This is a genomic window from Paraburkholderia sp. JPY419, from assembly GCF_050435705.1.
GTDB classification, from domain to species: Bacteria; Pseudomonadota; Gammaproteobacteria; order Burkholderiales; family Burkholderiaceae; genus Paraburkholderia; species Paraburkholderia youngii.
Window position 1 is genome coordinate 18975 of sequence record NZ_JBNDKV010000001.1, and the last position, 24717, is coordinate 43691.

31 protein-coding genes are annotated in these 24717 nt (G+C 62.2%); 12 read left to right on the top strand and 19 right to left on the bottom strand.

Annotated elements, in window-relative coordinates; all coding sequences use genetic code 11:
- Positions 1-71: 71 nt before the first annotated feature.
- Genes QFZ91_RS00085 through QFZ91_RS00095 form a run of 3 tightly spaced genes read left to right on the top strand, consistent with a single transcriptional unit; the run spans position 72 to position 2271 of the window.
- Positions 72-761 carry an ABC transporter permease gene (locus QFZ91_RS00085; RefSeq protein WP_018434772.1) on the top strand — a complete coding sequence of 230 codons (690 nt, stop codon included), beginning with the start codon at positions 72-74 and terminating at the stop codon, positions 759-761.
- Positions 758-1471, top strand: coding sequence for an ABC transporter permease (locus QFZ91_RS00090; protein WP_429565791.1), 714 nt, complete (start codon positions 758-760; stop codon positions 1469-1471). Before QFZ91_RS00085 ends, QFZ91_RS00090 begins: the two co-directional genes overlap by 4 nt.
- Before the next feature lie 32 nt (positions 1472-1503).
- A complete protein-coding gene (locus tag QFZ91_RS00095) occupies positions 1504-2271 on the top strand; it encodes an ABC transporter ATP-binding protein (RefSeq protein WP_368591354.1) in 768 nt (255 codons plus the stop codon).
- Positions 2272-2342: 71 nt separating this feature from the next.
- Here QFZ91_RS00095 and QFZ91_RS00100 read toward each other — a convergent pair whose 3' ends face one another.
- Together QFZ91_RS00100 and QFZ91_RS00105 are read right to left on the bottom strand one after the other, a co-directional pair.
- Complete coding sequence (locus QFZ91_RS00100; RefSeq protein ID WP_429565792.1) at positions 2343-2642, bottom strand: PIN domain-containing protein; 300 nt, start codon at positions 2640-2642, stop codon at positions 2343-2345.
- The gene (locus tag QFZ91_RS00105; RefSeq protein WP_429565793.1) at positions 2639-2776 is read right to left on the bottom strand and encodes a hypothetical protein; all 138 of its coding nucleotides are present in this window, start codon (positions 2774-2776) and stop codon (positions 2639-2641) included. The genes QFZ91_RS00100 and QFZ91_RS00105 overlap by 4 nt, the downstream gene beginning before the upstream one ends.
- 533 nt (positions 2777-3309) lie before the next feature.
- Between QFZ91_RS00105 and QFZ91_RS00110 the strand changes: the two genes are divergently transcribed.
- Both QFZ91_RS00110 and QFZ91_RS00115 read left to right on the top strand, forming a co-directional pair.
- Positions 3310-4083 carry a hypothetical protein gene (locus tag QFZ91_RS00110; RefSeq protein ID WP_429565794.1) on the top strand — a complete coding sequence of 258 codons (774 nt, stop codon included), beginning with the start codon at positions 3310-3312 and terminating at the stop codon, positions 4081-4083.
- Entirely contained in the window at positions 4076-4558 is a 483-nt protein-coding gene (locus QFZ91_RS00115) for a hypothetical protein (protein WP_429565795.1), read from the top strand. The genes QFZ91_RS00110 and QFZ91_RS00115 overlap by 8 nt, the downstream gene beginning before the upstream one ends.
- 32 nt (positions 4559-4590) lie before the next feature.
- Here QFZ91_RS00115 and QFZ91_RS00120 read toward each other — a convergent pair whose 3' ends face one another.
- From QFZ91_RS00120 to QFZ91_RS00160, 9 genes are all read right to left on the bottom strand, one after another.
- Positions 4591-4923: a Rieske (2Fe-2S) protein gene (locus tag QFZ91_RS00120; RefSeq protein WP_429565796.1), complete on the bottom strand. Its 333-nt coding sequence runs from the start codon at positions 4921-4923 to the stop codon at positions 4591-4593.
- A 3-nt stretch (positions 4924-4926) separates the two neighbouring features.
- Positions 4927-5238, bottom strand: a complete 312-nt coding sequence (locus QFZ91_RS00125) for a YciI family protein (protein WP_176111488.1) — start codon at positions 5236-5238, stop codon at positions 4927-4929.
- A 5-nt stretch (positions 5239-5243) separates the two neighbouring features.
- Complete coding sequence (locus QFZ91_RS00130) at positions 5244-6116, bottom strand: intradiol ring-cleavage dioxygenase (RefSeq protein WP_429565797.1); 873 nt, start codon at positions 6114-6116, stop codon at positions 5244-5246.
- A gap of 45 nt (positions 6117-6161) precedes the next feature.
- Entirely contained in the window at positions 6162-7229 is a 1068-nt protein-coding gene (locus QFZ91_RS00135; protein ID WP_429565798.1) for a maleylacetate reductase, read from the bottom strand.
- 7 nt (positions 7230-7236) lie between these two features.
- The gene (locus QFZ91_RS00140; RefSeq protein WP_429565799.1) at positions 7237-8703 is read right to left on the bottom strand and encodes an aldehyde dehydrogenase family protein; all 1467 of its coding nucleotides are present in this window, start codon (positions 8701-8703) and stop codon (positions 7237-7239) included.
- Positions 8704-8749: 46 nt separating this feature from the next.
- Positions 8750-9769 carry a hydroxyquinol 1,2-dioxygenase gene (locus QFZ91_RS00145; RefSeq protein WP_429565800.1) on the bottom strand — a complete coding sequence of 340 codons (1020 nt, stop codon included), beginning with the start codon at positions 9767-9769 and terminating at the stop codon, positions 8750-8752.
- A 91-nt stretch (positions 9770-9860) separates the two neighbouring features.
- Positions 9861-10355 carry a hydroxyquinol 1,2-dioxygenase gene (locus tag QFZ91_RS00150; protein ID WP_429565801.1) on the bottom strand — a complete coding sequence of 165 codons (495 nt, stop codon included), beginning with the start codon at positions 10353-10355 and terminating at the stop codon, positions 9861-9863.
- Between the two features lie 179 nt (positions 10356-10534).
- A complete protein-coding gene (locus QFZ91_RS00155) occupies positions 10535-11464 on the bottom strand; it encodes a LysR family transcriptional regulator (RefSeq protein WP_176121461.1) in 930 nt (309 codons plus the stop codon).
- 120 nt (positions 11465-11584) lie between these two features.
- Positions 11585-12856: an MFS transporter gene (locus QFZ91_RS00160; RefSeq protein WP_176378482.1), complete on the bottom strand. Its 1272-nt coding sequence runs from the start codon at positions 12854-12856 to the stop codon at positions 11585-11587.
- 452 nt (positions 12857-13308) lie between these two features.
- On the opposite strand from QFZ91_RS00160, the gene QFZ91_RS00165 reads away from it, so the two are divergent.
- Positions 13309-14214 (top strand): cation diffusion facilitator family transporter, encoded by a 906-nt coding sequence (locus tag QFZ91_RS00165; protein WP_429565802.1) that lies wholly within the window; start codon positions 13309-13311, stop codon positions 14212-14214.
- Positions 14215-14294: 80 nt separating this feature from the next.
- Here QFZ91_RS00165 and QFZ91_RS00170 read toward each other — a convergent pair whose 3' ends face one another.
- Positions 14295-14567, bottom strand: coding sequence for a hypothetical protein (locus QFZ91_RS00170; RefSeq protein WP_176121464.1), 273 nt, complete (start codon positions 14565-14567; stop codon positions 14295-14297).
- A 258-nt stretch (positions 14568-14825) separates the two neighbouring features.
- Between QFZ91_RS00170 and QFZ91_RS00175 the strand changes: the two genes are divergently transcribed.
- Positions 14826-15641: a class I SAM-dependent methyltransferase gene (locus QFZ91_RS00175; protein WP_429565803.1), complete on the top strand. Its 816-nt coding sequence runs from the start codon at positions 14826-14828 to the stop codon at positions 15639-15641.
- Between the two features lie 57 nt (positions 15642-15698).
- Here the strand turns inward: QFZ91_RS00175 and QFZ91_RS00180 are convergent, their stop codons facing one another.
- Genes QFZ91_RS00180 through QFZ91_RS00190 form a run of 3 tightly spaced genes read right to left on the bottom strand, consistent with a single transcriptional unit; the run spans position 15699 to position 17601 of the window.
- Positions 15699-16004 carry an acylphosphatase gene (locus QFZ91_RS00180; RefSeq protein WP_429565804.1) on the bottom strand — a complete coding sequence of 102 codons (306 nt, stop codon included), beginning with the start codon at positions 16002-16004 and terminating at the stop codon, positions 15699-15701.
- 46 nt (positions 16005-16050) lie between these two features.
- Complete coding sequence (locus QFZ91_RS00185) at positions 16051-17139, bottom strand: hypothetical protein (RefSeq protein ID WP_429565805.1); 1089 nt, start codon at positions 17137-17139, stop codon at positions 16051-16053.
- A gap of 21 nt (positions 17140-17160) precedes the next feature.
- Positions 17161-17601 carry a hypothetical protein gene (locus QFZ91_RS00190; protein WP_429565806.1) on the bottom strand — a complete coding sequence of 147 codons (441 nt, stop codon included), beginning with the start codon at positions 17599-17601 and terminating at the stop codon, positions 17161-17163.
- A 401-nt stretch (positions 17602-18002) separates the two neighbouring features.
- Between QFZ91_RS00190 and QFZ91_RS00195 the strand changes: the two genes are divergently transcribed.
- Both QFZ91_RS00195 and QFZ91_RS00200 read left to right on the top strand, forming a co-directional pair.
- Positions 18003-18272 carry a hypothetical protein gene (locus QFZ91_RS00195; RefSeq protein ID WP_429565807.1) on the top strand — a complete coding sequence of 90 codons (270 nt, stop codon included), beginning with the start codon at positions 18003-18005 and terminating at the stop codon, positions 18270-18272.
- Positions 18273-18368: 96 nt separating this feature from the next.
- Positions 18369-20003 (top strand): NADP-dependent glyceraldehyde-3-phosphate dehydrogenase, encoded by a 1635-nt coding sequence (locus QFZ91_RS00200; RefSeq protein WP_429565808.1) that lies wholly within the window; start codon positions 18369-18371, stop codon positions 20001-20003.
- A gap of 121 nt (positions 20004-20124) precedes the next feature.
- Here the strand turns inward: QFZ91_RS00200 and QFZ91_RS00205 are convergent, their stop codons facing one another.
- Both QFZ91_RS00205 and QFZ91_RS00210 read right to left on the bottom strand, forming a co-directional pair.
- Complete coding sequence (locus QFZ91_RS00205) at positions 20125-20304, bottom strand: hypothetical protein (RefSeq protein ID WP_176111502.1); 180 nt, start codon at positions 20302-20304, stop codon at positions 20125-20127.
- Positions 20305-20314: 10 nt separating this feature from the next.
- Positions 20315-20482 carry a hypothetical protein gene (locus QFZ91_RS00210; RefSeq protein ID WP_176378148.1) on the bottom strand — a complete coding sequence of 56 codons (168 nt, stop codon included), beginning with the start codon at positions 20480-20482 and terminating at the stop codon, positions 20315-20317.
- A gap of 527 nt (positions 20483-21009) precedes the next feature.
- On the opposite strand from QFZ91_RS00210, the gene QFZ91_RS00215 reads away from it, so the two are divergent.
- Positions 21010-21702, top strand: a complete 693-nt coding sequence (locus tag QFZ91_RS00215) for a CBS domain-containing protein (protein ID WP_429565809.1) — start codon at positions 21010-21012, stop codon at positions 21700-21702.
- A 116-nt stretch (positions 21703-21818) separates the two neighbouring features.
- Here the strand turns inward: QFZ91_RS00215 and QFZ91_RS00220 are convergent, their stop codons facing one another.
- Positions 21819-22265: an SRPBCC family protein gene (locus QFZ91_RS00220; protein ID WP_176111504.1), complete on the bottom strand. Its 447-nt coding sequence runs from the start codon at positions 22263-22265 to the stop codon at positions 21819-21821.
- 216 nt (positions 22266-22481) lie between these two features.
- On the opposite strand from QFZ91_RS00220, the gene QFZ91_RS00225 reads away from it, so the two are divergent.
- Positions 22482-23216, top strand: a complete 735-nt coding sequence (locus QFZ91_RS00225) for a haloacid dehalogenase type II (protein ID WP_429565810.1) — start codon at positions 22482-22484, stop codon at positions 23214-23216.
- On the opposite strand, the gene QFZ91_RS00230 is transcribed toward QFZ91_RS00225, so the two are convergent.
- Positions 23199-23798, bottom strand: coding sequence for an NUDIX domain-containing protein (locus QFZ91_RS00230; RefSeq protein WP_429565811.1), 600 nt, complete (start codon positions 23796-23798; stop codon positions 23199-23201). The genes QFZ91_RS00225 and QFZ91_RS00230 overlap by 18 nt on opposite strands.
- Before the next feature lie 80 nt (positions 23799-23878).
- Between QFZ91_RS00230 and QFZ91_RS00235 the strand changes: the two genes are divergently transcribed.
- Positions 23879-24634 carry a DeoR/GlpR family DNA-binding transcription regulator gene (locus QFZ91_RS00235; RefSeq protein WP_176369357.1) on the top strand — a complete coding sequence of 252 codons (756 nt, stop codon included), beginning with the start codon at positions 23879-23881 and terminating at the stop codon, positions 24632-24634.
- Positions 24635-24717 lie beyond the last annotated feature (83 nt).

A 24717-nucleotide genomic window follows, 5' to 3' on the forward strand; every position in this document is an offset into this window, starting at 1 on the left:
GGGCCCGCTCCACCCGATCGCCAGGCCCCGCGCGCATGCGCGCGGGTCGCACCCTCAACAAGGACACTCCCATGCTGTTTCAAGGCTTCGGTCCGCTGCTCCTCGCGGGCACGTGGGTAACCATCAAGCTCGCGGTGCTGTCGCTCGCGGCGTCGTTCGCGCTGGGACTTCTCGGCGCCGCCGCGAAGCTGTCGACCAACCGCGTGCTTTCGCGCATCGGCACGATGTACACGACGCTGATCCGCGCCGTGCCCGACCTCGTGCTGATGCTTTTGCTGTTCTACAGCATCCAGATCTGGCTCAATGAGCTGACCGACATGTTCAGCATGGAGCAGATCGACATCGATCCGTTTCTCGCCGGCGTGATCACGCTGGGCTTCATTTACGGCGCGTACTTCACCGAAACCTTCCGCGGCGCGTTTCTGTCGGTGCCGCGCGGGCAGATCGAAGCGGGCTTCGCGTACGGCATGAGCGCGCGGCGCGTGTTCACCCGCATTCTGTTCCCGCAGATGATGCGCTTCGCGCTGCCCGGCATCGGCAACAACTGGCAGGTGCTCGTGAAGGCCACCGCGCTCGTGTCGATCATCGGTCTCGCGGACGTCGTGAAGGCATCGCAGGACGCCGGCAAGAGCACCCAGTCGTTCTTCTTCTTCACGCTGGCGACCGGAGCCATCTACCTCGCCATCACCACCATTTCGAATCTGGTATTGATCCGCCTCGAGAAGCGCTACTCGATCGGCGTACGGAGGGCCGCGCTGTGATCGAACTGATCCGTCAATACTGGCAGAACTACATTTTCACGGATGGCTTCAACTACACCGGCCTCGTCATCACGCTGTGGTTGCTGGTTGCGTCGATCGTGCTCGGTTTCGTGCTGGCCGTGCCGCTCGCGATCGCCCGCGCGTCGCGCAACCGTTACATCTCCGGGCCCGTCTGGCTTTTCACCTACGTGTTTCGCGGCACGCCGTTGTACGTTCAACTGCTGCTGATCTACACGGGGCTCTACAGTCTGCATTTCGTCCATTCGCACGCGATGCTCGACAGCTTCTTTCGCAATGCGATGAACTGCACGCTGCTCGCGTTCGCGCTGAATGAATGCGCGTACGCCACCGAGATCTTCGCGGGCGCGATCCGCGAGACCTCGCACGGTGAGATCGAGGCGGCCCAGGCTTACGGCATGTCGAAGTTCAAGCTGTATACGCGCATCATCCTGCCGTCGGCGCTGCGCCGGGCCCTGCCCTCGTACAGCAACGAGGTGATTCTGATGCTGCACGCGACCACGCTCGCGTTCACGGCGACCGTCCCCGACATTCTGAAAGTGGCGCGCGACGTCAACTCCGCGACCTACGCGACGTTCCAGGCGTACAGCATCGCGGCGATCCTGTATGCGGCGATCGTGTTCGCGCTGATCTGGGGCTTCCGCAAGATGGAAGTCCGTTTGCTGGCTTATCTCAAACCGCAAGGGCACTAAAGCGCATTCGCGCCATGATGGAGCATACGAGCATGTACAAGCTGACAGTCGACGACCTGCACAAGAAGTTCGGCGACAACGAGGTATTGAAGGGCGTCTCGCTGAAGGCGAAGGCGGGCGACGTGATTAGCCTCATCGGGTCGAGCGGCTCCGGGAAAAGCACCTTCCTGCGGTGCATCAACTTTCTCGAATCGCCGTGCTCCGGGCGCATCACGCTGAACGGCGAGGAGATCAACACGAGCAGGGATCGCAACGGCTCGCTACGCGTGACCCATCCGAAGCAGTTGCAAACGATGCGCACGCGTTTGTCGATGGTGTTCCAGCATTTCAACTTGTGGGCGCATATGACGGTGCTCGAGAACATCATCGAGGCGCCGATCAGCGTGCTGGGATTGAGCCGCGCCGAAGCCGAGGAACGCGCTCGCAAGTATCTGACCAAGGTCGGTTTGCCGGCCAGCACGGAGAAAAAATATCCGTCGCATCTGTCGGGCGGTCAGCAGCAGCGCGTCGCGATTGCTCGCGCGCTCGCGATGGAGCCGGAAGTGATGCTGTTCGACGAACCGACTTCGGCGCTCGATCCCGAGCTCGTCGGCGAAGTGCTGCGGGTGATGCAGGCGCTCGCCGAAGAAGGCCGCACGATGATCGTCGTCACGCACGAAATGGGCTTTGCGCGCAACGTGTCGAATCATGTCGTGTTCCTGCACAAGGGCAAGATCGAGGAGCAAGGGCATCCGCATCAGGTGCTGACGAATCCGCGTAGCGAGCGGTTGCAGCAGTTTCTGGCGGGGCGGTTGAAGTAGCGGCGGCAGGGTATGGCGCGTGGTTCAGTCTCGTGCCTTAGCCCGAATCATCCGCGGAACGACTGTGCCACTCACCAGATTGCCCCCGCGTAGGAGAACTCGCGCAATCGCGCGTCGGGCGTGATCAGGGTGCCGCCAAGCGCCATCGCCGTGGATGCGATCAACCGCTGGTGCGACGTGAGCGTGGTGGGCAGCGCCGCGGCCTGGACGGCGATCGCCATATCGACCGGCACAACGCGCAGGCCCTCGACCGACGCCAAGGTCGACAACCAGCGCCGTGTATCGACACACAGTTTGAGCCGGCCATCCTCGACGTATTCCGCTACCTCGAGGACGCTGATCATCGAAATGGCGATTTCGCCCGCATTCATTTCGCGAACGTCACGCTCGCCGATTTGCCGGAATCCAGCTCGAACAGGTGCAGTTCGCTGCGCAACGCATAGTCGTAATCGGGCCGCTGGTTCTCGGTCCCGATCGCGAGCAGCGTATTCGGCCGCACGTACAAAGGCAGGCTCAGAAAGCCGTGCCGCTCCGGCTAATTCCCGAATATCACTGGAGGGCTGCTGTCGAGACTCGGGCTGCGTGGGGGAATGGTCGGTCCTGACGATAAATGGCGGATTGGTGCCAGATTCGTTCGCAAGTGTCCGTCTTCTGGATGCGGGAAGCTGTGTAACACGCCGGGGCTTCAACGGGTCGCCAGCTTTGCGGTGACGCCCGAAACACTCGCCCCTTTCCTCCACAAGTTGCCAATTCGCATGCGGAGACTGGTGCGCGCTAACGAACACCCGCATACTCGAAAAGGAGTTACCGATATCGGAAGCGCCTGTTACCGCGTCACAGCCAGCGCGCGACAACACGTTGGTATGACTGATGGTCAGGGGCGCACCGACGTAACTTGTTGTCCGCAAAGGGCGGGTGACCGAGGCTTGGTGAAAAGCCTGTCCAGGCGCAGCGCCCCTCCCGCGAGACTTTATCCGGGGTTTTTTAGGATGGCTTCTTGTTGCACAATCGGGCCTCCTTCATTGGCTGTCAGGCACGATGACTTCACTTTCCCTCGGTTCTTTCCATGAGCTCCGTGAAAGGCGGCACGGACATTTCTTCTCGATCAGTCTTTACAGATCGTTCAACCTTCACATCGAATCTAACTGGTTGTTTGACGTTGACCGGTGGTTCCATTTTGCATTGCCGGCGAGCGTGCCCCGCGAGTCGCACGATGACATCGTGCAGGGCATGGAGGAAGCGCGCGCAGCGTGGCTGCGATATAGCCCATCCATGCTGCTGTCGCACCAGTCGTACGAGTTGCGCGATATGCTCGGCCGGAGTCACAACCGCTTTCATATGTACAGGATGAAAGACGATGAGGTTGCCAAAGCCCTGTATAACGAGGTGAAGGGCGGTAGTCTGATCTTTGTCCCTGAGCGGGACGAGATGCGAAAGTGCGTGCAGGCGATACGAGAGCAGCGGGAAAAGGCCTCACAATCGGACTCCGCGCGCGCGCAGCAACCGGACCGCGCGGACATGCCAAGGTCGCTCTATGGCAACGGACCGCGCGTGCCGCAGAACCTCGGCAATGCACAGCCGTTCGACTATCAGCCCGATATGCCGGATGGTGACGGTGTGCAGGTCGCGGGTAGCGAAGGTACGCCGCGCAACAATCAGGCGCAAAACAGGCAGTTCAAGGCCGTTGTAAGAGCGTTGGGTCTGAATAAAGATCAGGCCCAGCGACTTCATCGAGAAACCAGTAGACAGGGCTTCGGCTATCACGAGATGCTAGAGCGCGGGCGGGAAATGTTCGGAGATGGTGATGACTGATATTAAGGCAGAAATTACGAAGCGGCTTGCCGTGCTTGTTGGGCTCGAGGTGAGTTGGGTCAGTCATGCGGGAGACATGCTCACCATGCAGTTTGGTCCCCAAAGGCGGTATACGCTCGGGGGCGAAGAGCACGAGGATGGAGCGTGGGCGCTCCACGTGCAATGTGCCTGGCAGATCAAGCGAGATGGATTAACCGTAGCAACACGGGACGATCTGCGCGGCTCTGATGAAAAAGCGCACGACACGGCCAGGCGCTTGCACGAAATACTCGTAACGCAAGAGCCTTTCAAGTGCGCGGACGCATCGGCAGACGACGCGGGCGGCATCGTCGTTTTGTTCTCGCGAGGGTATCGCCTTGTGGTGATTCCAGACGGAATCGAAGATGACGAGGACTGGCGCCTTTTCGCGCCTAGCGTCGATGAGAAGCCCTTCGTGATCGAGGGTGGCAAGGTCGATCCCTGGTCGTTGTCGTGACGGCGCGATGTTATCGAGAAAAGTCGCGCCGACTACGGATTCAACACCACCCACGCGTCCCCATCGACCACAATCTTCACCGCATCGAGGCTCGCCCCCGCGCACGGCCCCTCGATGCAGCGTCCATCTTCGAAGCGAAACAACGCGCTGTGATGCGCGCACATCAACACCTGCGAGCGATAGCACAGCACGTCGCCGGGTTCGAAATCGAGCGGCACAGAAAAATGCGGACAGCGGTTCGCGTAAGCCCACACCTGCTCGCCCCGCCGCACCACCACGACAGGCACGCCGGAAGCCGTTGCATCGACGACCCGCGCGCCGCCATCGGGCACGTCGGCGAGCGGACATAGCGGCGTTTCGTTCATCGCTCAGACTCTCCGTTCAGGATTGCCGAGGCTCCAGTCCCACGGGCGAATCTCGACGCAATCGAACAGTCCCGCCTGCATGTACGGATCGTTGCTGACGAACTCCATCACGTCGTCGATACGCTCCGCTTCGACGACCAGCAACGTGCCATTCATCGCATCGCATTGCGGCGCGAGCGTCGGACCACCAAGGCGCACGAGCACGCCGCGATGCGTACCGCCGCGCAGCCACGTGCGATGCACCGGACGCACCCGTTCGCGCACTTCGCGCATGCCGGGCTTGTCGGTCGCGAATACCGCGAAAAAACGTGCCATCGCCATCAGCTCCGATCGAGGATGAAGTCGTAGCGCGCTTCGCGGAACGGTCCATCGAAACCGAAGCGGCGCGCGAGTTCGTGATCCGCGGGGCACTCGCGATAATCGACCATCAGCGACGGCTTCACGCCGAACACCGCGTCCGAACCCAGATACGGGTCTTCGCGATCGAACAAATGCGTGACGAGCGTCCGATGCCCCGGCGCGTCGATCATGAAGTGCAGATGCGCGGGTCGCCACGGATGCCGTCCGGTCGCTTCGAGCATGCGGCCGACCGGGCCGTCGGTCGGAATCGGATAGCTGACCGGGACGATCGTCGAAATCGCGTAGCGGCCTTCGGCGTCGGTACGAAAACGTCCACGCAGATTGCCGTGCGGCTGCTCGGTGTCCTGCCCCGAGTACATGCCGTTCCCGGCGGTCTGCCAGACGTCGAGCACCGCGTTCGCAAGCGGCTCGCCGTCCGTCGACAGCACGCGCCCATGCACGAGCGCGGGTGTGCCGGGCGTGAACGCGATGTTCTCGCCATACGCGCGCTCGGGCATGCCGCGAATGTAGAACGGGCCAAATACAGTAGTGTCGGTGGCGCCCGTCGCCAGACGATGGTTGATCGCGTCGACCAGCATCGATACGCCGAGCGTATCCGACAGCAGGATGAATTCCTGGCGCACGAGGTCGTCGCACATCTTGCCGGTGTCGGTCAGAAAGCGAATAGCCGACATCCATTCGGCCTCGGTCGGCTCGACTTCGCGCACGAACGCATGCATGTGCCGCACGAGGCTTTGCATCAGCGTGCGCAGCCGATCGTCGGGTGTGCCGGCGAAGCTTGCTACCACCTGCTCGGTCAGGGCCTGCTCGGCCTCTTTGCTGTCTGTCGACATGTCTTCCTCCATCGATTGATCTGGCGGCGCCGCGTTGCCCGGCGCTCAGACGGGTTCGGCACCCTGCCACGCCCGTTGCAGCAGCGCGCGGATCGCATCGCGTTCCACGGGACGCGGGTTCGCATACGGATTCTTGCACGCGAGATCGGCCGCTTCGTCGAGTCCCTGCTCGGGCATGCCGATCTGCGCGAGCGCCAGCGGAACGCCGAGCGCGCGATTCAGTTCGAACAGCAGCGGACCCGCGTCGGCCTCGCGCTTGCCGCCGAGCGCGCGCGCGACGCGCGCGAGCGCATCGCGCGCGGCGCCGTGGTTGTAGTGTGCCGTATGCGGCAGCATCGCCGCATGGGTTTGCGCATGTGGCAGGTTGAACGTGCCACCCAGCGTATGACAAAGCTTGTGATGCAGGGCCATGCCGACCGCGCCCAGACAGGTGCCCGCGAGCCACGCGCCGTACAGCGCGCTGCTGCGCGCGGGGGCATCGTCCGGTGCGCGCACGATCGCGGGCAGCGCTTCGCCGAGCGCGCGGATCGCTTCCTCTGCCATCAGGCTGATCACCGGATTCGCGTCCTCGGCATACAGCGCTTCGACCGCGTGCGCCATCGCGTTGATGCCCGACGCGGCCGAAATGCCCGCCGGCAACGACAACGTCAGCGACGGATCGTAGATCACCGTGCGCGGCAGCACGCGCATATCGCGGCCCGTGCGCTTCAGACGCCCTTCGGTGAGCCCGTAGATCGGCGTCATCTCGGAGCCCGCATAGGTGGTGGGCACGGCGATGATCGGCAGCGACGATTCGAGCGCGATCGCCTTGCCGAGGCCGACCGTCGAACCACCGCCCACCGCGACGCAGCAGTCGGCATCGAGCGCGGCGGCCGCATCGCGCGCCGCGCGAGCGACTTCGATCGGCACGTGCATCACGGCTTGCGCATGCACACCCGCCGCGCGCTTGCCGAGCACCTCCGCGACCCGCTCGGCCAGCGCGTGCTGCTCGGGTGTCGCCAGGATCAGCGCGCGCCTGGCTCCTAGCCGCTCGACCTCCGCGGGCAGCGTCGTGAGCCCGCCCCATTCGAACACCACACGCGACGGCGTGCCCTGATAGACGAAGCGCTCCATGCGACCCTCAGCGCTTGAAGTGCGGCGGCACATTGCCGTCGACGTTGACCCACACCGAGCGCGCTTCCGTGTAGTCGTGCATCGCCTCGAAGCCCATCTCGCGGCCATAGCCCGACTGTCCGACGCCGCCGAACGGGCTGCCCGGATTGACGCGCTTGTAGCAGTTGACCCAGCACATGCCCGCATGGATTCTCGCGGCCATCGAATGCGCGCGCGACAGATCGCGCGTCCACAGCCCGCTGCCGAGTCCGTAGTCGGTGCCGTTGGCGATCGCGAGCGCTTCGTCGTCGGTACGAAAACGCAGCACCGTGACGAACGGGCCGAACACTTCGTCCTGCGCGACGCGGTCGTTCGGACTCGCAGCCTCGACGACGGTCGGGCGCACGTAGTAGCCGTTCGCAAGTGACGCATCGCTCGGCGCGCTGCCACCGGTCAGTACGCGACCGCCCTGCTGACGCGCGATGTCGACGAACGCCAGCACCCGTTCCTGATGCTGCTTCGACGTGAGCGGCCCCATCTCGGTGTCGGCATCGAGCGGATCGCCGAGCCGGATCGACGACGCCAGCGACACGAAGCGTTCGAGGAACTGATCCGCGATGCGCTCGTGCAGGATCAGCCGCGAGCCCGCGATGCACGCCTGGCCCTGGTTGTGGAAGATCGCCCACGCGGCGCCGTTGATCGCGGCGTCGAGGTTCGCGTCGTCGAACACGATGTTCGCGCCCTTGCCGCCGAGTTCGAGCTGCACACGCTTCAGGTTGCCCTGCGAGGCCTCGACGATGCGCCGCCCGGTCGCGGTCGATCCGGTGAACGCGATCTTGCCGACACCCGGATGCTCGGCGAGCCGCTGCCCCGCAGTGTGACCATAACCCGCGACGATGTTGACGACGCCCTCGGGAAAACCGACCTCGGCCATCAGCTCGACGATGCGCAGCGTGGACAGCGGCGTGATCTCCGACGGCTTCAGCACGACCGTGTTGCCGGCCGCGAGCGCCGGACCCATCTTCCAGCTCGTGAACATCAGCGGGAAATTCCACGGCACGATCTGTCCGACCACGCCGATCGGCGCGCGCTGCACGTAGTTCAGAAAGCCAGCTTCGACCGGAATCACCGAGCCTTGCAGCTTGTCGGCCATGCCGCCGAAGTAGCGAAAGCATGCCGCCGTGCGCGGCACGTCGAGGGAGCGCGAATCGCGGATCGGGTGGCCGGTGTCGAGCGATTCGAGTTGCGCGAGTTCTTCCGCCTTGGCCTCGATCGCGTCGGCGAGCTTAAGCAGCAGCCGACCGCGTTCGGCGGCGGCCAGCGCGGCCCATTTCGGGAACGCGCGCGCGGCGGCGTCGACGGCCAGATCGACATCGGCGGCGGTGGCCGCGGCGATCTGTGTGATCAGCGAGCCGTCGTGCGGATTGAGCACGTCGATCGTGCCGCCTTCGACGGCGTCCGTGAAGCGGCCGTCGATGAACAGTTGGGTTTGCATGAATGGTCCTCGGTGAATGCGGGCGCGGGGCTCTTGAATCGAGCGTTCAGAAATCGACGGGGTACGGCTTCAGTTCGCCGCTTTCGTAACGCTTCGGCAAATTCGGCGTCGCGTTCTCCCACACGAGCAGCATCGAGCGCTTGGTCGAATAACCCTGATGGCGGATGTCGGCCGGCATCGCGCAGATGTCGCCCGCACGCATCGTGATCCGCGCGCGCGGCGCGCCGGTGTTCTTGTCGCCGATGTCCCAGACGATTTCATCGGACAGTTGCAGGAACCACTCGACGCGATCGTTACCGTGAAACACCGGCAGGATGTATTCCTCGGTGGTCGGGCAGAACAGGCTCTGGCCGAACACCGACGTGACCGACGGATTCCAGGTAACGTCCGAGCGCGATAGATACTTGAACAGGTTGAACGCGTGCAGCTGGCCCTCGAAGCCGGGCTCGACATGCACCTCCGGATCGTCCTGCGTGACGTCGGCGAACGCGCGGTTCACCGGCAGATCGTCGCGCAGCGGCGAGTCGCCTTCGAGGCCCGGCATGCGACGCGTCGCGATGCGCGTGCGCTCGATCGCGGCATCGTTGTCGCCATGCTTGCGGCCGAACGCGGTGCCGGTTTCCTCGGGTGCCGCGAACGGGTCGAAGCCTTCGTTGGTCCAGTCGTGCAGGATCGCCTTGAAGGTCGCCATGATCGTCGGCGTCTCGAAGGTCTCCATGTAATCGACGCCCGCGTCCTTCATGATGCCGTTGAACGAACCCGCATACACGTCGACCTTGCCGTAGTGATTGCGCGTGCCGAACACCTGGTCGAAATTAACCCAGCCGTAGAAGAAGCCCCATGCGACGTCGCGCATCATCGCGCGCAGGAACGCATCGGCGGGCACCGCGTGGGTGCGGGTCTGGCCTTTCGCGGGCCAGTTGATCTTGACGAAGTACTCGTCGCGCAGGAATTCGAACGCGCCGAGCGTAAAGCGGCGATAGCCGGTGACCGCGTCGGGTTCGCTGGCGCGCACGGTGTCGGCGGCGAAGCCGGCCGGGTGATCGAGGGTTTCGAGGGATGCCATGTTTTGTCTCCTATGTCGACCAGAGTTGGCGCTTTAGCGCTTACTCTGGTCCCATGCAACGTAGTTGCGGGGTGGGTGCATGTTCTGCGTATCAGTGCAGGCAGATGTCGGCCCACTTCTCCACCGACAGTTCGCCGAGCATCGTTTGCACGAGCGCGACGCCGTGTTTCTGCGCGGTGAAGCGATATGCGCAGCCGGCCGGCAGCAATGCCTGATGACCGCGACGCAGCACCACGTAACCCATCGCGCGGCCGGCGGGTTGCGCGCCCGCTGCGACGGTGCCCGTGCCGCTCTTCGGCGGGTTGTCGAGCTTGATGAAATCGATGCGTACTTCGCCGTCCATCAGGATCGCGAACTCGTCGTGCGCGCAGGCGAACCATTGCGATTGGCCTTCGGTGCGCAGCGCCTCGATCACGTAGTCGAGGTTCTTGCCGACCACCACCTTCTCGTAGGGCGCCGACCCGGCAGCGACCTCGAAGATATTGGAAAACACGTAGTGGCGCGCTTCGCCGCTCGTGATTTCGATTTCGCCTTTGCGGTAGCCGTCGAGCGAGCCAAAGACGGTGTGGAATGACGACTCGGTCATTGCTGTCTCCTGTCGATCGGAGTTGGCGCTTTAGCGCCTACTCCGATCCCATGCAACGAAGTTGCGGTTGTTGAAAAAGTTCGTTTGATTCAACTTTAGAAGCGCAACAGGATGGCAACAACCGGCGATCGGGCGATTACAGCATTCGGACTTTGCAAATAATCGCCGCGTGAATAGCCTTACGTCACCCAGCCACGCTCGATCAGCGGCCGGTCCCACGCGGGCTCGGGACCCAGGTACTCGGCCAGAAACTCGACCAGCGCTTTCACCTTGAGCGCCTGTCGTTGGGTCGCCGGATACACGGCCGCGAAGTTCAGCGGCGACAGCGTGTAGCCGGTCAGAATCGGCACCAGCGAACCATCGAGCAGCGCGGCGCTCGCGACCAGCGTCGGCAGACAGACGACGCCGCCGCCAGTCAGCGCATAGTCGCGCAGCAGATGCACCGAGTTCGAACGGATCATGCCCGGCAGCTCCATCTCGACTACCTCGTCACCGTGCGTCATGGTCCAGCGATTGCGCGACGGGTAGCCCGAATAAAGCGCGGTGGTGTGTTGCAGCAACTCGCGCGGATGCTGCGGCGCGCCATGCTCCTTCACATACGCGGGCGTAGCGCAGAACAGACGCCGCACTTTGAACAGCCGTCGCTCGATCAGCGATTCGGCGATCGGCGGAAAGATCTGGAAAGCGACGTCGAAGCCCTCTTCGATCGGATCGACCACCCGGTCGTTGACGATCACATCGAGCTGGATGCCGGGATAGCGTCGGTTGAATTCCGCAAGCGGCGCGCCGAAGTGGCCGAGCGCGAAACCCGGCAGCATCTGGATGCGCAAGCGGCCGGTCGGTGTCGCGCGCAACTCGCGCATTTGGTCGGTCAGTTCGTTGACACGCCCGACCACCTCTGCGCATTCGCGATAGAACGCCTCGCCCACTTCGGACAGGCGTACGACCCGGGTGCTGCGATGAAAGAGCGGCGCGTTGACGAACTTCTCCAGCTGCTGGATGCGCGTCGTGATCACCGAACTCGTCACGCCCAACTGCCGCGCCGCTTCGGCGAAGCTGCTCGTCTCGGCCACGCGTACGAAGGCCTCGATGCTCAGAAAACGATCCATGCTGGGTCCTTGTCCACTCGTCCAGCCTGTCAGTGTATCCGGGCTGGGGCGCGTGAACGCGCCGCCCCGTCGGCGACAACGGCCTAGTTGTCGAGCGCTGCGCCGACCGGTTGCAGCGCATCATTCCGGTTGCTCGCTGGCCGGCAGGTCGAGCGACGGCGCAAGCCGCTGACGACGCACTCGGGCCGGCGCGGTTTCCTCGAGCAGCAGGCTCACGCCGATACCTAGCAGCACCGCGCAGATCGGCAGCCACAGGATGTTCTGAATGCCGAAGTGCGTCGCGACGAAGCCCGCCAATGCCGGCGCGATGCCGCCGCCAAATATCTCGCCCGCGCCGACGACGATGCCGATCGACGTCGAGATCATGCCGATCGGCGCAGCTTCGGTCGCAACCGGACCGGACAGCAGCGACACGAGTCCGAGCGTGAAGAACGACGCGACGAACAGCACCGCGAACAGCTGCACCGGCTGCGCACCGAGTCCGCGGAACAGGTACAGCATCACGGCGGTGCCGGCGAAGCCGACGATGCTTGCCACGCGCCGCCCGGTCAGATCCGACAGCCCCGGCAAACCGAACTGTCCGATAAAGCCGCCAAAGCCGATCGCCGAGACGACGACGCCCATGCGCTGCGTGTCGAGCGACAGATACTCGGTCAGGTACAGCGGCAGCATCGCGCCGAGCACGAACACGCCGGTCATCGCGCAGAACAGCGCGGCCATCGCGATCGGGATGTTGCGGCTCTTCAGCACGTCGCGCCAATTGCCGCGTTCGGCCGGGCAAGCGGGCCGCTTTGGCGTAGCTTGCGGCGCGGCTTTCGGTTCGCGAATCACGAAGAACATCAGCACGCCGAGAATCAGCCCGGGCACCGACACCAGCGCGAACACCCAGCGCCACGTGACCACGCTGAGCAGCTGCGTCGCGATGATCGGCGACAGCGCGAGGCCGAACAGCGCGAAGCCGCTTTGCTGCAGGCCGAGATTGAAACCGCGGCGCTTCGGATGCGACGCATCGGCGGTCGCGGCGAAGCTGGTCGGGCAGAACGAGCCTTCGGCGACGCCCATCAATGCGCGCACCGCGAGGAGGCTCATCAGGCCGCCGGCAAGTCCGGAGAAACCGGACAGCAGCGAAAACGCCAGAATCGCCGGGATCAGCACCTTGCGGCGCCCGATTTTGTCGGAGATGCCGCCCATCAGCGCCGCGAAAATGCCCCAAGACAAGCCGAGGATGCCGATGCAGTTGCCGACGTCCTGCGCGGTCAGATGCAGGTCCTTCATGATGGCCGGAAAGAGCGGCGCGATCAGCCAGCGGTCGAGTCCCACGAGGCCGAAGCCGAGGGCCAGCAGCACGACGGCCTTCCATTCGTAGGCCACGTCCCAGTCGTTCGATTTCATCTGTGTCTCCATGTCTCCGTAGTCCGGCCGCCTGGCGCGCGCACGGCATTCGCTGGCGCCGCGGCGCGCCGCCGGGTTCGTCGAATTCAGCAACGGGTGTCGTGCCGCGCTTCGTCGATGCGGCAGCGACGCGGCCAAGATTGGCCCAAGTGCGGCGGCTCAGGTACGGGACAAGCGGCGAATGCGGTATTCGTGAATCGCAAATAATCGCGAGGGATAGCGCGGCGGCGAGCGTGGGCAAGGCTTGGCGGCATGCGGATGAGGTGAATTGGATGCGCGCGGAGGCACCCCAGGACAAGCCCGGGTAGACGCGCGGATGTGCCGCGGGCGGGGGGGCGCGCGGGCAAGCCGTTGCGGCGCGCTCGCGCGTGGCCGCGACATTCCGGGCATACGCGCCCGATATACTCCCCTCACCTCTGAACGTCTTTCAGCCACGGGCGGTCACTCGGATCATGAAAGCAACGGACCTCGAACAACGCATCCTCAAGCAGTCGCTGCTTTGCACCGTGATGATCGCCGGACTCGGCATCGTGGTCGGGATTCTGAGCGGCTCGCTGGCGATCATCTTCGACGGCATGTTCTCCGCGCTCGACGCCGCGATGTGCAGCCTGTCGTTGCTCGTCACCCGCCTGCTTCAACAGGAGAGCAGTCGACGCTTCCAGCACGGCTTCTGGCACATCGAGCCGCTCGTGCTCGTGTTCAACGGCAGTCTGCTGGCGGTGCTGTGCTTTTACGCTTTCATCAACGCGGTCAAAGGCCTGCTCGACGGCGGCCGCGAACTCGAATTCGGCTGGGGGGTCTTCTACGCCGTGGTGGTCGCGGCGTTTTGCTTCTTCATGTTCTGGCGCGAACGGCGCGTGAATCGCGTGATCGACTCCGAACTGCTCGGCCTCGACATCAAGAGCTGGTTGATGTCGGCGTGCATCAGCTCGGCGCTGCTGCTGGCGTTTTCGATTGCATGGCTGCTCGAACGCATTGGGCAAGGCCACCTGACGCCGTACATCGACCCCGGCGTGCTGGCCCTGCTAACTCTCGTGCTGATCCCGATGCCGATCGGAACCGTGATCGGCGCGGTCAAGGAAGTGTTGCTGATCACGCCGCCGGATCTGGAGCACGAGTTGCGCGACCTGATGCAACAACTGACCGCCGACTATGGCTTCGTCAAGCACTCGCACTACGCGACACGCGTCGGCCGAGGCCTGTTCGTCGAGGTGCATATCGTGTTGCCCGAGGCGATGGAGCACGCCGGCGTGCGCCAGCTCGATCATATCCGCGACAGAATCTCGCGCGCGATCGGTGAGTCGGGCCCGGACCGCTGGTTGACCGTCGCGTTTACGCGCGACCCGCGCTGGTTGTAACGACGCGTTGCGGGTGTGCGTTGCCATTCCCAACATGCGCACGCGTTCAATAACGAACAAGGAATCGGTGTGTGTCGCGGCTAGTCACCGAACGGATTGCCGGTGTCCTTGACTTCGGTACTGAGGTTGTATTCCGCACGCATGGCCTTCAGTACACCCTCGATGTCGCGCTCGAAGCCAATCGCATTGCCGAAGTGGGTCATGTTCCAGTTGCAGCCAGTCTTGTCAGCCTCTTGCAGCTGCGGCCGCGGCACGCGAATCTTCACGCCATCATCGACGATTTCCGGCAGTCGATGAATTCTCCGATTGACCTCCTGCTGAAGCTGCGAGGCATTAAGCGTCTTGCGTATCATCCTGGGTCTCCTTGCGGTTGCTCGAGCCAGTCTAGCGCAAGTGAGGCGGTTCGCGACCCGGGCGCTGAAATGCCAGAAGCGCCGACGCGCGCGCGAGTCTGGCGGCTTTAGACGACGCTAGTTGTGCGCCGCACCACACATCCGTTTGTTTGCCGTGTCGACCGCCTGAATTGTTTCCCCGATAGCCAGACCTACGGATTCCGAGGAACATAGTCGTGCGCTACAAGTTGCACACGTGTAAAACCGGTGGGGGTAAGCATGGGACAACTCGACTTCAGCACCTTCGAACATGAAGGTTGGGAGCGGGTCGCGCAGGCCTATCATGAGTATTTCGGTGATTTGACCGCGCAGTCTAACCAGGCAATTCTCGAGACCCTCTGCATTGGTCGGAGTGCGCGTTTTCTCGACGTCGCATGCGGCCCCGGCTACCTCGCGGCGGCCGCCGCACTGTGCGGCGCGGATGTCGCTGGCGTGGATTTCTCGGTTGCGATGGTCGACAAGGCGAGACGCGTCTTTCCGGCACTCGAGTTCCGCGTCGGCGACGCGGAGGATTTGCCATTTCCCGACGAAAGCTTCTCCGCTGTGGGGATCAGCTTCGGAATGTTGCACTTCGCGCACCCCGAGCGCGCACTCGCGGAGGCGCTTCGTGTACTGCGACCCGATGGCAGAATTGCCTTCACGGAATGGGCGACACCGAACAAGGCGGTGGCCTTCGACATGGTGTTGAAGGCAATCGAGCAGCACGGGACGACCGATGTGCCCCTGCCGCCGGGACCAGCCCTCTTCCGGTTCAGCGATTGGCAGGAATCGAAGCACATGTTGCTCGATGCCGGGTTCGTCCAACCCGAGATGCGGCAGTTGGACCTCACGCTCGTGCTTCATGCTCCCAATACACCTTTTCATGCACTCCTGCGCGGCGGCGTGCGGTTTTCCGCGTTGCTACACGCGCAAACGCCGGCCGCGCTGGCGTCTATCGAACGGGCCGTCGCACGCGACGCAGAGGCGTATCGCAGCGATAACGGGGACCTGCGGCTTCCGATGAGCTGCGTTCTGGCCTCCGCGGTCAAGCCTTAGGGCGCTCGAAGAATCAGCGTTCATGTCCGACGGCGTGGACTCGTAGCGTGACCCGAACTAGACCGTCGCGGCCAGCTTGAATTCATCGAACCTGGCTACCGGTGGCGACAGTTCCTTGATTTCCAGGCGGTCCACCAGCGCTCCATGCGCACCGTCGACCAGCCAGTCGCAGATTCGCTCGAGGTCTTGAGCGCGCCCTTGCAACACAGCTTCGACCGAACCATCCATCCGGTTGCGCACCCAACCCGTGATCCCTCGAGCCGTGGCCTCCTCGATGCAAGCCTGCCGGTAACCTACCCCCTGCACACGACCGTAGACTCTCACCAGTCTGGTCCGCAAATCGGTATCGAACTGTGGTGTCATGGTGCACGCAACTCCAGGCTGAAATAAAAGGCAGCGCAGTTGCCTCTCAACCTCCGCGCATCTCGTCGCTTTCGCCTGCGGAGTCTGTCGCCTCCCAATCCGCCTGGGTCGTTGCTGGTGGCGTCGCCGGCTGGACACGTGTCCACCACGCGGTATTTGCCGGTGCATGAAAGCGGAACTGCGTGCTCCATGCGGCCCAAAACTCCTGCTGCGCGGCCTGGGACGTCGGAAGAACAAAACCTAACTGCTCGGCGAGTGCCGGCAGATAAAGGTCAAACGCCGATTTGACAACGTCGCCCCAGCTTCTTGCCTCAAGAATCGCCAGCCGATACGCGATTACCGCAATAGCGGCCGCAATCGCGGCATTCTGCAAAAGATCGGCTAACACGTAATTTCCGCCCAGCCCGTCCGCAAGCCAGATGTCAAGCGCTCGCACGAACGTAAAGATGGACGTCAATGAACCCATAACGACGAGTCCGACCAGAAAGTCAACTGGAGCTCTCGCGTCCGCAATGATTGCCTGATAGTCCTTTGGGATCACGGCTAGAAGACGCGGCCAGACGAATATGCTGTCGACCTTGTAGACTTCGCTCGAGTAACCCTCGAATGCACGCAACGTGTTCCCAAAGGCCGTAGAAAGAACGAGGTTTTCGTAGCGAGGGAAATCACGCGCGTTGCGCTCCTGAGTGCGATACAGCCTCGCCCTTACGGTGGCTCTGTTCAATTCGGCTTTTCTGTATTCCGACGATTGCTTTGAGGCTTTGAGCCGCTCGATCGTACTGTTCTCAGTATCGAGTTCGGTACGGAGGCGTTCTATAAGGCCCAGCTGACGATTGCGGCGGTCGCGCTCATCGCGCTTCCAGGCCTCTCGATTGAATGGCCATTTGTATCCTTCGAGGACCTGATAAAACCAGTTGTTCAGCACCATCAAGAGCAGCGATAGAACCCATACGATTATGAGGAAAGTAAACAAGCCGCCGACCTTTTCGCTGTCCGAGGTCGCTTTGTTCAGCAAATCGCCGAACAGCGGGATGTCCGCATTAGCTGCGAGAAAACCTGTAAAGCCAAGCAGGGCTGGCAAAAAGAAGCCGAGGATAAATGCTTTGTCCAGTAGTTTCGATAGGCCCGAGAGCATCGGCGGTTATCCTTGGCAAGTTCAGCGACGCACTGGCGGCGGGTTGTCGTCATCGGGGTCTTGCTGCGACTGTCCCGGAAGACCTCCGAATTGAAGAGCCCTGTGAACGGCATTCAAGTCGATGCTTGCCAGTTTGCTCGGTGGCGTTGCTGAGCCGGAGTCGTCTACCAGATGTTGATAAAGGAAATCGACTACCGCTTTGAGGGCATTGAGGGCGCTCGCGTAGTCTTGAGCAGTCGCCAGGTCATGGACTTCTACGGCCCGCCTCATCACCAGTTCGCGTAGCGGTTCCGGTGCTGATTCATATTGGCGAGCAAACGCCGCGCTGCGCTTGATCTCTTCGAGCTGGTCGATCGCTATCGACGCACTCCTGCGGGTCTGCCCCCTGGGCACATGCATGGCGGCCCGCCCGGCTACTTTGGTCAGCAGTTCGACGATTTCCCGAGACGAGTTTTGTTTCATCTTGGTCCTCCAGGAGGAGGCAATTTGCCTCCCGGCCCCGCCCGGTCGTCAGTGCTCGAACCGTTACTCGATGTTAGTACAGCTGTTCGGTAGGAGGAAACAGTAAATCGTGCGCGCATGCCGCAGAGGCGTCGCGTCGGACTTCGCAATGAATGAACTATCGCGAGGCTTACACGCTGCCGTCTTTCCCTGTCACAGGATGTTGCATGCGTCGCCGTCAAGGTCGAAGCGCCCGATTCTCCGCGGAAACGTGTTGGTTTCGGACCTCTCGGCCCGCTCAAACTGTCTGGTGAATCCCACCATCGAATCCACGTTGCCGCTGTCGCGTGAGCAGCCGACGCGTATGCAGCCTTCCAGTGGCACGCTTGCCTGGCAGCTCGCTACGTCGGCACGGCCTTTGCTTGCAGAAGCTGCGTCAATCGGAGATAGCCATCATGCGATGTTTTGCGGAATTCGTTCCCAGGCAAGCGGTGCGCGGCAGCGTAGCCGTACTGGCTGCCGCCCTACTCATAGCGGCATGCGGAACCGGCATTGCGGCATTCGTTGGACTGCTCCCGAAATCCGACGGAGTAGCGACTGCAGTGACTGCTACGCCGCTGGTCGAATTGCAGGCTACGATGATGAATCTCATCGAATCCGGTTTCGAGGACGCTTCCGCCGCTCCTGATTGATGTTGGACACGGTTCGGCTCCAACTCTGCCGCCATTGGCTATGCTTCTGTCTGTGTCTTGCGCCTACCGCGTACTGCACGAACATGGGAGCGAAACGTGGCAAGTATCGACTTCGAAAACCTCCAGCAGTTGTTTCCAGTCACCGACGATATTCCAGAGACCGCCCGCCTGGCGGAGCCCATTCATCAGCGCGTCTCGCTCGTCGATGGAGAACTGAAGGCATGGGATGGAAACTGCAAGACCGTGCTATCTCCGGTCTGCGTGCGACAAGCCTCCGGCGACGCTGAACAGGTCGTAATCGGCAGTTATCCCGTCATGGGCGAAGTCGAGAGCGATGCCGCGCTCGACGCCGCCGTGCGAGCCTACGACCACGGCCGCGGTGAGTGGCCGACGATGACGGTCGCGCAGCGCATCGGTTGCATGCAGGACTTCATTCGTCTGATGGCGGCCAGGCGCGATGAGATTGTGAATCTGATCATGTGGGAAATCGGCAAGAGCCTTGCCGATTCACAGAAGGAGTTCGACCGCACCATCAGCTATATGCAAGACACGATCTCGGCGCTAAAGGAGCTGGACAATAGCAACTCGCGCTTTGTCATCGCCGAGGGCACCATCGGCCAGATTCGCCGCACACCGCTTGGCGTCGTACTGTGCATGGGGCCTTACAACTATCCGCTGAACGAAACGTTCGCGACGCTCATTCCCGCATTGCTGATGGGCAACACCGTCGTATTCAAGCCGCCCCAATATGGCACGCTGCTGTTCTTCCCGCTGCTCGAGGCATTCCGCTCCGCTTTTCCGAAGGGCGTCATCAACACGATTTATGCACCGGGCGCGGTGGTCGTGCCACACATGCTCGCCTCGGGAAAGATCGACGTGCTTGCCCTGATCGGCTCGAGCAAGGTTGCAGACCATCTGAAAAAGCAGCACCCGAAGTCGCATCGGCTCCGCGCCGTTCTCGGCCTTGACGCCAAAAACGCCGCGATCGTGCTGGCTGATGCCGACATAGACCTCGCCGTGAAAGAATGTCTGCTCGGTACGTTGTCGTTCAATGGTCAACGGTGCACAGCGCTCAAGATCCTGATGGTGCACCGCTCGATCGTCGATACGTTTCTGGAACGCTTCAACGCAGCGCTCAAGAATCTCAAGGTTGGTATGCCGTGGGAAAAGGGTGTGTCCATTACACCGCTGCCTGGCATGCATCGTACAGCCTACATGACTCAGGCGATTGACGATGCGAAAGCAAAAGGCGCGGCGGTCGTGAATGAAGGTGGTGGCGTGTTCTGCAAAACGCTTTTCTATCCGGCCGTGGTGTACCCCGTCAAGGAAGGGATGATGCTCTATCGTGAAGAGCAGTTCGGACCAATCATCCCGGTCGTGCCGTTCGATGACATCGATACACCGCTCGAATATGTCATCACTTCGGACCACGGTCAGCAGGTCAGCATTTTCGGCACCGACGCCGCCCAGATTGGCGCGCTGGTCGACCCGCTCGTCAACCAGGTGTGCCGTGTCAATCTCAACAGCCAGTGCCAGCGAGGCCCAGACGTCTTTCCGTTTGCGGGCCGCAAGGATTCGGCGGAAGGCACGCTATCGGTCACAGATGCATTGCGCGCGTTCTCGATCCGGTCCATGGTCGCAGCCAAGGAGACCGACTTGAACAAGACGCTGCTCGACACGATGGTCTCGAATCATCACTCGAAGTTCGTGAACACCGGTTTTATTTTTTAGCGGCTAAGTGCGGCTTTTGGAGGTTTGGCGGTTTCAGTGTCGGCGAGAATGCGCACAAATTCCCGCCGGCACCGCACGCATCAGTAGTGCTTTTTTCTTGGTTCAGGATGCGCAAAGCGGGTCACTGCGGCTCCGGATGAGCCAGGCCCGCTTCCTCGATAACCTGCTCGTATTGTTCCACGCCGACTACGGCTCGGTACTCCTGCATCAGCCGGATGAGCGCCTGCGACGTCTTGGAAATCACGCCGTGGACTTCCAACTGCTCGGCGTGCACCAGCGCCTGCCCCAAAGTTATGGCCACGTCAGTCTCCTTATTGCAGTTGAACAGCGAGCAAGTCGTTGGCGAACGCGGGCCGGGCGGAGGCAAGCTCCATCAGGTCGACGAAGCCCTCGCTGAGCGCAAACTCATGCAGCGCGTCATTGCCGCTGTCAGCCTTGATGCGACCGTAGCTTTCGACCATTTTCAGGTCGGTAATCAAGTACATCATCTCAACCTCTTTCTGCCGGGGATGCCCCGAGTTGTTACGTGCGTAGCTCGGCGGAAAGGGGCACTCCGTCGCGCCGTTTTTTCCTCTCCTGCTACGGTTCGAAGCGTAGGTCGCGTTGCTTAATTCAAGCTTAAACAATGCCAGCGGTAGGAACGCCTCTGCCGCGACAGCGATTCAGAACCGCTCGCTGCGACGACGAATGCCGAAATCGCGTGGGTGATTCCGCGCACAGCTCGCCGCCCACACTCCGTGTCGACCTCGAATTGCTGCATTGCACTAAACGACATCCCGGTTGAAACCGACCCTATCGTTAATCAGGTATTGAATATGGTTCGGCGCCGACTTGGTCGTAGTCCATCAGCAGCGGGAAGATCTGCCTTGTGTTGCATACCAGCCGGTAAAGTTAACCTACACTCAAGGCGCCTCAGCACCGCGGCCTTGTCCCCCGGTGCGTCTGCCGACCTCGCGCGACGCGTGCAACCGATGAGGACCCGTCGCGGCCCGCACAGGAGAAGAACATGCGCGCGCTCGACATCATGACTTCTTCGGTCATTACCGCCACACCGGATATGACTATCCACGACGCAGCGAAGCTATTCGTCGATCACCACATCAGCGGCATGCCGGTGCTCGGCGCCAATGGGCAGGTGATAGGCATCGTCAGCCAGGGCGATCTGCTGCATCGTGTGGAAAACGGCACCGGGCACGGCAAACGTCGATGGTGGCTCGAACTGCTGTCGTCGTCGGCGCGCGAGCAGGCCGCGAGGTATATCAAGGAGCATGGGCATGTGGTCGGCGACGTGATGTGCGAGAACGTCATTTCGATTCCCGAAGACATGCCGCTGCACCAGATCGCCGACCTGATGGAACGCCGGCATCTGAAACGCGTGCCAGTGCTGAAGGATGCGCAGCTCGTCGGCATCGTCAGCCGCTCTAACCTGATCCGCGCGCTCGCTTCCGCCGAGCCGATAATCGACACGGGCTCGCACGACGATGCGAGCCTGCGCGACGCAATCGTGCGCGAGATGCACGGACAGCGCTGGGGGCTCGCGAAACAAGGTGTATTCGTCAAGGACGGCGTCGCGCATCTGTGGGGCATCATCGAATCCGAAGAGGAGAAGCGCGCGATCCGCATCGCCGCGGAAAACGTGCCCGGCATCAAGCGGGTGGAGAGCCATCTGGAGTCGCCGAGTGTGATTCCGACGATGTAGCCGGCGCGCCCGTCAAAATGCCGAACCTTCCCTGATTGAGTGCGAGCGGCGCGGTTTCGGACCGCGCCGGGCTCGCACATTTGCTGGATGACGCAGCACGCGACTGGTATTGAATGTCAGTCCGGAATCTCCGGCTCGACCAGCTTCGCAAGCTGCGCGAGCGACTCCTGCCAGCCGAGGTAACACATCTCGACCGGAATCATCTCGGGGATGCCCTCCTGCACGATGTTCAGTTCAGTTCCGCACGACACCTGCCGCAACGAAACGGTCGTATGCATCTGACCGGGCAGATTCGGATCGTCGAAATAGTCCGAGTAGCGGATCTTTTCGAACGGCACCAATTCGAGGTATTCGCCGCCGAACGAGTGACCCTTGCCCGAGCCGAAGTTATGAAACGACATCCTGTAGGTGCCGCCGACGCGCGCATCCATCTGATGCACGTCGCAGGTGAAACCATACGGCGGCAGCCATTTCGCCATCGCGGCGGGTTCGAGGAACGCTCGATAGATACGCTCGGGCGTCGTGCGCAAAACACGGTGAAATTTGACGGTTCCGGTAGCCATGAGTGTGCCTTTCACTGGAGGGGTTGAACATACTGTCACGACGGGCCGCCGCTGCGGGAATCGACACGCGCGAGACCAGGCAAAACCCTGGACGGCTCTCAGCACCTGCGGCGCCTCGTTCATTACGAGCCTTGTACACTCGGCCGCGATGCTAGCAACGCGTGCTTTCTCTTCGCCTAAGATGGATTGTTCTCGCCATACCCGCAAAGGACGATCATGGGCATCGACTCTACCAGCCAAACCACCATCAAAGCATTCGTGTTCGATGTCTTCGGAACCGTGGTTGACTGGCGAAGCGGCGTCGCGCGTGAAGCGCAACCGTTTCTGCAGCGGTACGCACCGAATCTCGACGCATCCGATTTCGCGGACGCGTGGCGACGCGAGTATTCGCCTGCGATGGAAGAAGTGCATAGCGGACGCAGACCGTATGTAAGACTCGACGTGCTGCACCGGGAAAACCTCGTCAAAGTGCTGACGCGTTTCGGCATCGTCGACGTTACCGAGCCCGAGATCGATGAGTTGAACCTCGCCTGGCATCGGCTGGACCCGTGGCCCGATTCCGTCGATGCATTGCAGCGCCTGAAGGGGCGCTTCATCATCGCGCCGCTATCGAATGGCAACATTCGCCTGATGGTGGACATCGCAAAGCGTGCCGGTCTGCCGTGGGATGCCATTCTCGGCGCCGAAGTCGTCCGCGCTTATAAGCCCTCGCCGCGGGTGTATAGCGAAACGGCGGAAATCCTCGGCATCGCACCGCGCGAGCTATGCCTCGTTGCCGCGCATAACAACGATCTCGCCGCCGCCCGGCGCGTCGGTCTGAGCACCGCGTTCGTGCTGCGGCCCACCGAGCATGGCCCTCAGCAGACGAGCGATCTGAAGGCGAACGAGGCATGGGACTTCGTCGTCGGCGATCTGCACGAACTCGCGACGCAACTAGGCTGCCCGCGCTGACGCAAACCCACGTAAAGCGACGTACTGCAATAGCATGATCGTCTTGCCGTCGACGATTTCCCCTGCCTCGACCGCTTGCAACGCGGCTTGCAACGGCATTTCGATCACCTCGACATCTTCCCCTTCATCTTCGACGCCGCCGCCATCGTGGACGCGCATCGACGCCTCGTACTCGCCGACATAGAAGTGGAGCTTTTCGGTCACGGACCCCGGGCTCATGTAGGCCTCGAAAATCTTGTGGACCGCGCCGACGCGATACCCCGTTTCCTCCTCGACTTCGAGCCGGATGCGCTCTTCCGGCGAAGCGTCGTCGAGCAATCCGCCCGGCGCTTCGATCATCATGCCGTCGTGACCGTTCACGAACGCGGGCATGCGGAATTGTCGCGTGAGCATCACGTTGCCGGTGCGCGGGCTGTGCAGCAGGATCGTCGCGCCGTTGCCGCGATCGTAGGTCTCGCGGTTCTGGCGCTGCCATGTGCCGTCGCGGCGCAGGAAGTCGAACGTCACCTTTTTCAGCGTGTACCAGTCGTCCGACAGCAAGGTCGTGGCGACGATGCGAACCCGGTCTTTCGTTGCAGTCATGTTGCCCTCCTGTCGATCATCGACAATGATTCATGGTATCGTGCAACTTCATGCAATTTCAAGCGATTTCGTGCAATCCAATGTTGACCACCCAACGCAAGAAAGCGATCCTCGACGAGCTCGCGCGCAACGGGCAGGTGCTCGCAGGCGAGCTGAGCGTGGCGTTTGGCGTGTCGGAAGATACGATCCGCCGCGATCTGCGCGAACTGGCCGCGGAGGGGCGCTTGCAGCGGGTCCACGGCGGCGCGTTGCCGGCGTCTGCCGCACTCGCGTCATTCGAGCAGCGTCAGGACATCGAGACGCTCGCCAAGCGGCGCATCGCGCGGCGAGCGGTCGAGCTGATCGCGCCGGGGCAAACCGTGATCGTCGACGGCGGCACCACGTCGGCGCTACTGGTCCGGGAACTGCCGGCCGATCTGCACGCGACCATCGTCACGCATAGCCCGAGCGTCGCGACGGCGCTGGCCGCGCATCCTTGCGTCGAAGTTATCCTGATTGGCGGGCGGCTCTACAAGCATTCGATCGTGGCCGTCGGCGCCGCGGCAATGGAAGGCATTTCGCGCATCCATGCCGACCTGTACTTCATGGGCGTGACCGGCGTGCATCCGAGCGCAGGGCTCACCACCGGCGACTTCGAGGAAGCCGCGATCAAGCGCGCGCTCGCCGCGCGCGCGGCGGAGACGGTCGTGCTCGCGTCGTCGTCGAAACTGAACGCCGCGTCGCGCTTCGTGATCGGTGATATCACGCTCGCGCAGACCATCGTGGTCGAGAAGAAGACCAGCGCGGAATTGACGAAGCCGATCGAGGCGGCCGGGGTGACCGTGGTGAGGGCGTAGGGTGTCTTCACGAATTGACTGATTGGCATCATCGTGGTCTCGAAGCGTCGCTCCACCGCCTCCGAACAAAGATAAAACAGACG

Coding starts and splice junctions, on each gene's coding strand:
- QFZ91_RS00085 (WP_018434772.1), top strand. CDS start 72: ATGCTGTTTCAAGGCTTCGGTCCGCTGCTCCTCGCGGGCACGTGGGTA.
- QFZ91_RS00095 (WP_368591354.1), top strand. CDS start 1,504: ATGTACAAGCTGACAGTCGACGACCTGCACAAGAAGTTCGGCGACAAC.
- QFZ91_RS00100 (WP_429565792.1), bottom strand. CDS start 2,642: ATGAATGCGGGCGAAATCGCCATTTCGATGATCAGCGTCCTCGAGGTA.
- QFZ91_RS00110 (WP_429565794.1), top strand. CDS start 3,310: ATGACTTCACTTTCCCTCGGTTCTTTCCATGAGCTCCGTGAAAGGCGG.
- QFZ91_RS00115 (WP_429565795.1), top strand. CDS start 4,076: ATGACTGATATTAAGGCAGAAATTACGAAGCGGCTTGCCGTGCTTGTT.
- QFZ91_RS00120 (WP_429565796.1), bottom strand. CDS start 4,923: ATGAACGAAACGCCGCTATGTCCGCTCGCCGACGTGCCCGATGGCGGC.
- QFZ91_RS00125 (WP_176111488.1), bottom strand. CDS start 5,238: ATGGCACGTTTTTTCGCGGTATTCGCGACCGACAAGCCCGGCATGCGC.
- QFZ91_RS00130 (WP_429565797.1), bottom strand. CDS start 6,116: ATGTCGACAGACAGCAAAGAGGCCGAGCAGGCCCTGACCGAGCAGGTG.
- QFZ91_RS00135 (WP_429565798.1), bottom strand. CDS start 7,229: ATGGAGCGCTTCGTCTATCAGGGCACGCCGTCGCGTGTGGTGTTCGAA.
- QFZ91_RS00140 (WP_429565799.1), bottom strand. CDS start 8,703: ATGCAAACCCAACTGTTCATCGACGGCCGCTTCACGGACGCCGTCGAA.
- QFZ91_RS00145 (WP_429565800.1), bottom strand. CDS start 9,769: ATGGCATCCCTCGAAACCCTCGATCACCCGGCCGGCTTCGCCGCCGAC.
- QFZ91_RS00150 (WP_429565801.1), bottom strand. CDS start 10,355: ATGACCGAGTCGTCATTCCACACCGTCTTTGGCTCGCTCGACGGCTAC.
- QFZ91_RS00155 (WP_176121461.1), bottom strand. CDS start 11,464: ATGGATCGTTTTCTGAGCATCGAGGCCTTCGTACGCGTGGCCGAGACG.
- QFZ91_RS00160 (WP_176378482.1), bottom strand. CDS start 12,856: ATGAAATCGAACGACTGGGACGTGGCCTACGAATGGAAGGCCGTCGTG.
- QFZ91_RS00165 (WP_429565802.1), top strand. CDS start 13,309: ATGAAAGCAACGGACCTCGAACAACGCATCCTCAAGCAGTCGCTGCTT.
- QFZ91_RS00170 (WP_176121464.1), bottom strand. CDS start 14,567: ATGATACGCAAGACGCTTAATGCCTCGCAGCTTCAGCAGGAGGTCAAT.
- QFZ91_RS00175 (WP_429565803.1), top strand. CDS start 14,826: ATGGGACAACTCGACTTCAGCACCTTCGAACATGAAGGTTGGGAGCGG.
- QFZ91_RS00180 (WP_429565804.1), bottom strand. CDS start 16,004: ATGACACCACAGTTCGATACCGATTTGCGGACCAGACTGGTGAGAGTC.
- QFZ91_RS00185 (WP_429565805.1), bottom strand. CDS start 17,139: ATGCTCTCGGGCCTATCGAAACTACTGGACAAAGCATTTATCCTCGGC.
- QFZ91_RS00190 (WP_429565806.1), bottom strand. CDS start 17,601: ATGAAACAAAACTCGTCTCGGGAAATCGTCGAACTGCTGACCAAAGTA.
- QFZ91_RS00215 (WP_429565809.1), top strand. CDS start 21,010: ATGCGCGCGCTCGACATCATGACTTCTTCGGTCATTACCGCCACACCG.
- QFZ91_RS00220 (WP_176111504.1), bottom strand. CDS start 22,265: ATGGCTACCGGAACCGTCAAATTTCACCGTGTTTTGCGCACGACGCCC.
- QFZ91_RS00225 (WP_429565810.1), top strand. CDS start 22,482: ATGGGCATCGACTCTACCAGCCAAACCACCATCAAAGCATTCGTGTTC.
- QFZ91_RS00230 (WP_429565811.1), bottom strand. CDS start 23,798: ATGACTGCAACGAAAGACCGGGTTCGCATCGTCGCCACGACCTTGCTG.
- QFZ91_RS00235 (WP_176369357.1), top strand. CDS start 23,879: ATGTTGACCACCCAACGCAAGAAAGCGATCCTCGACGAGCTCGCGCGC.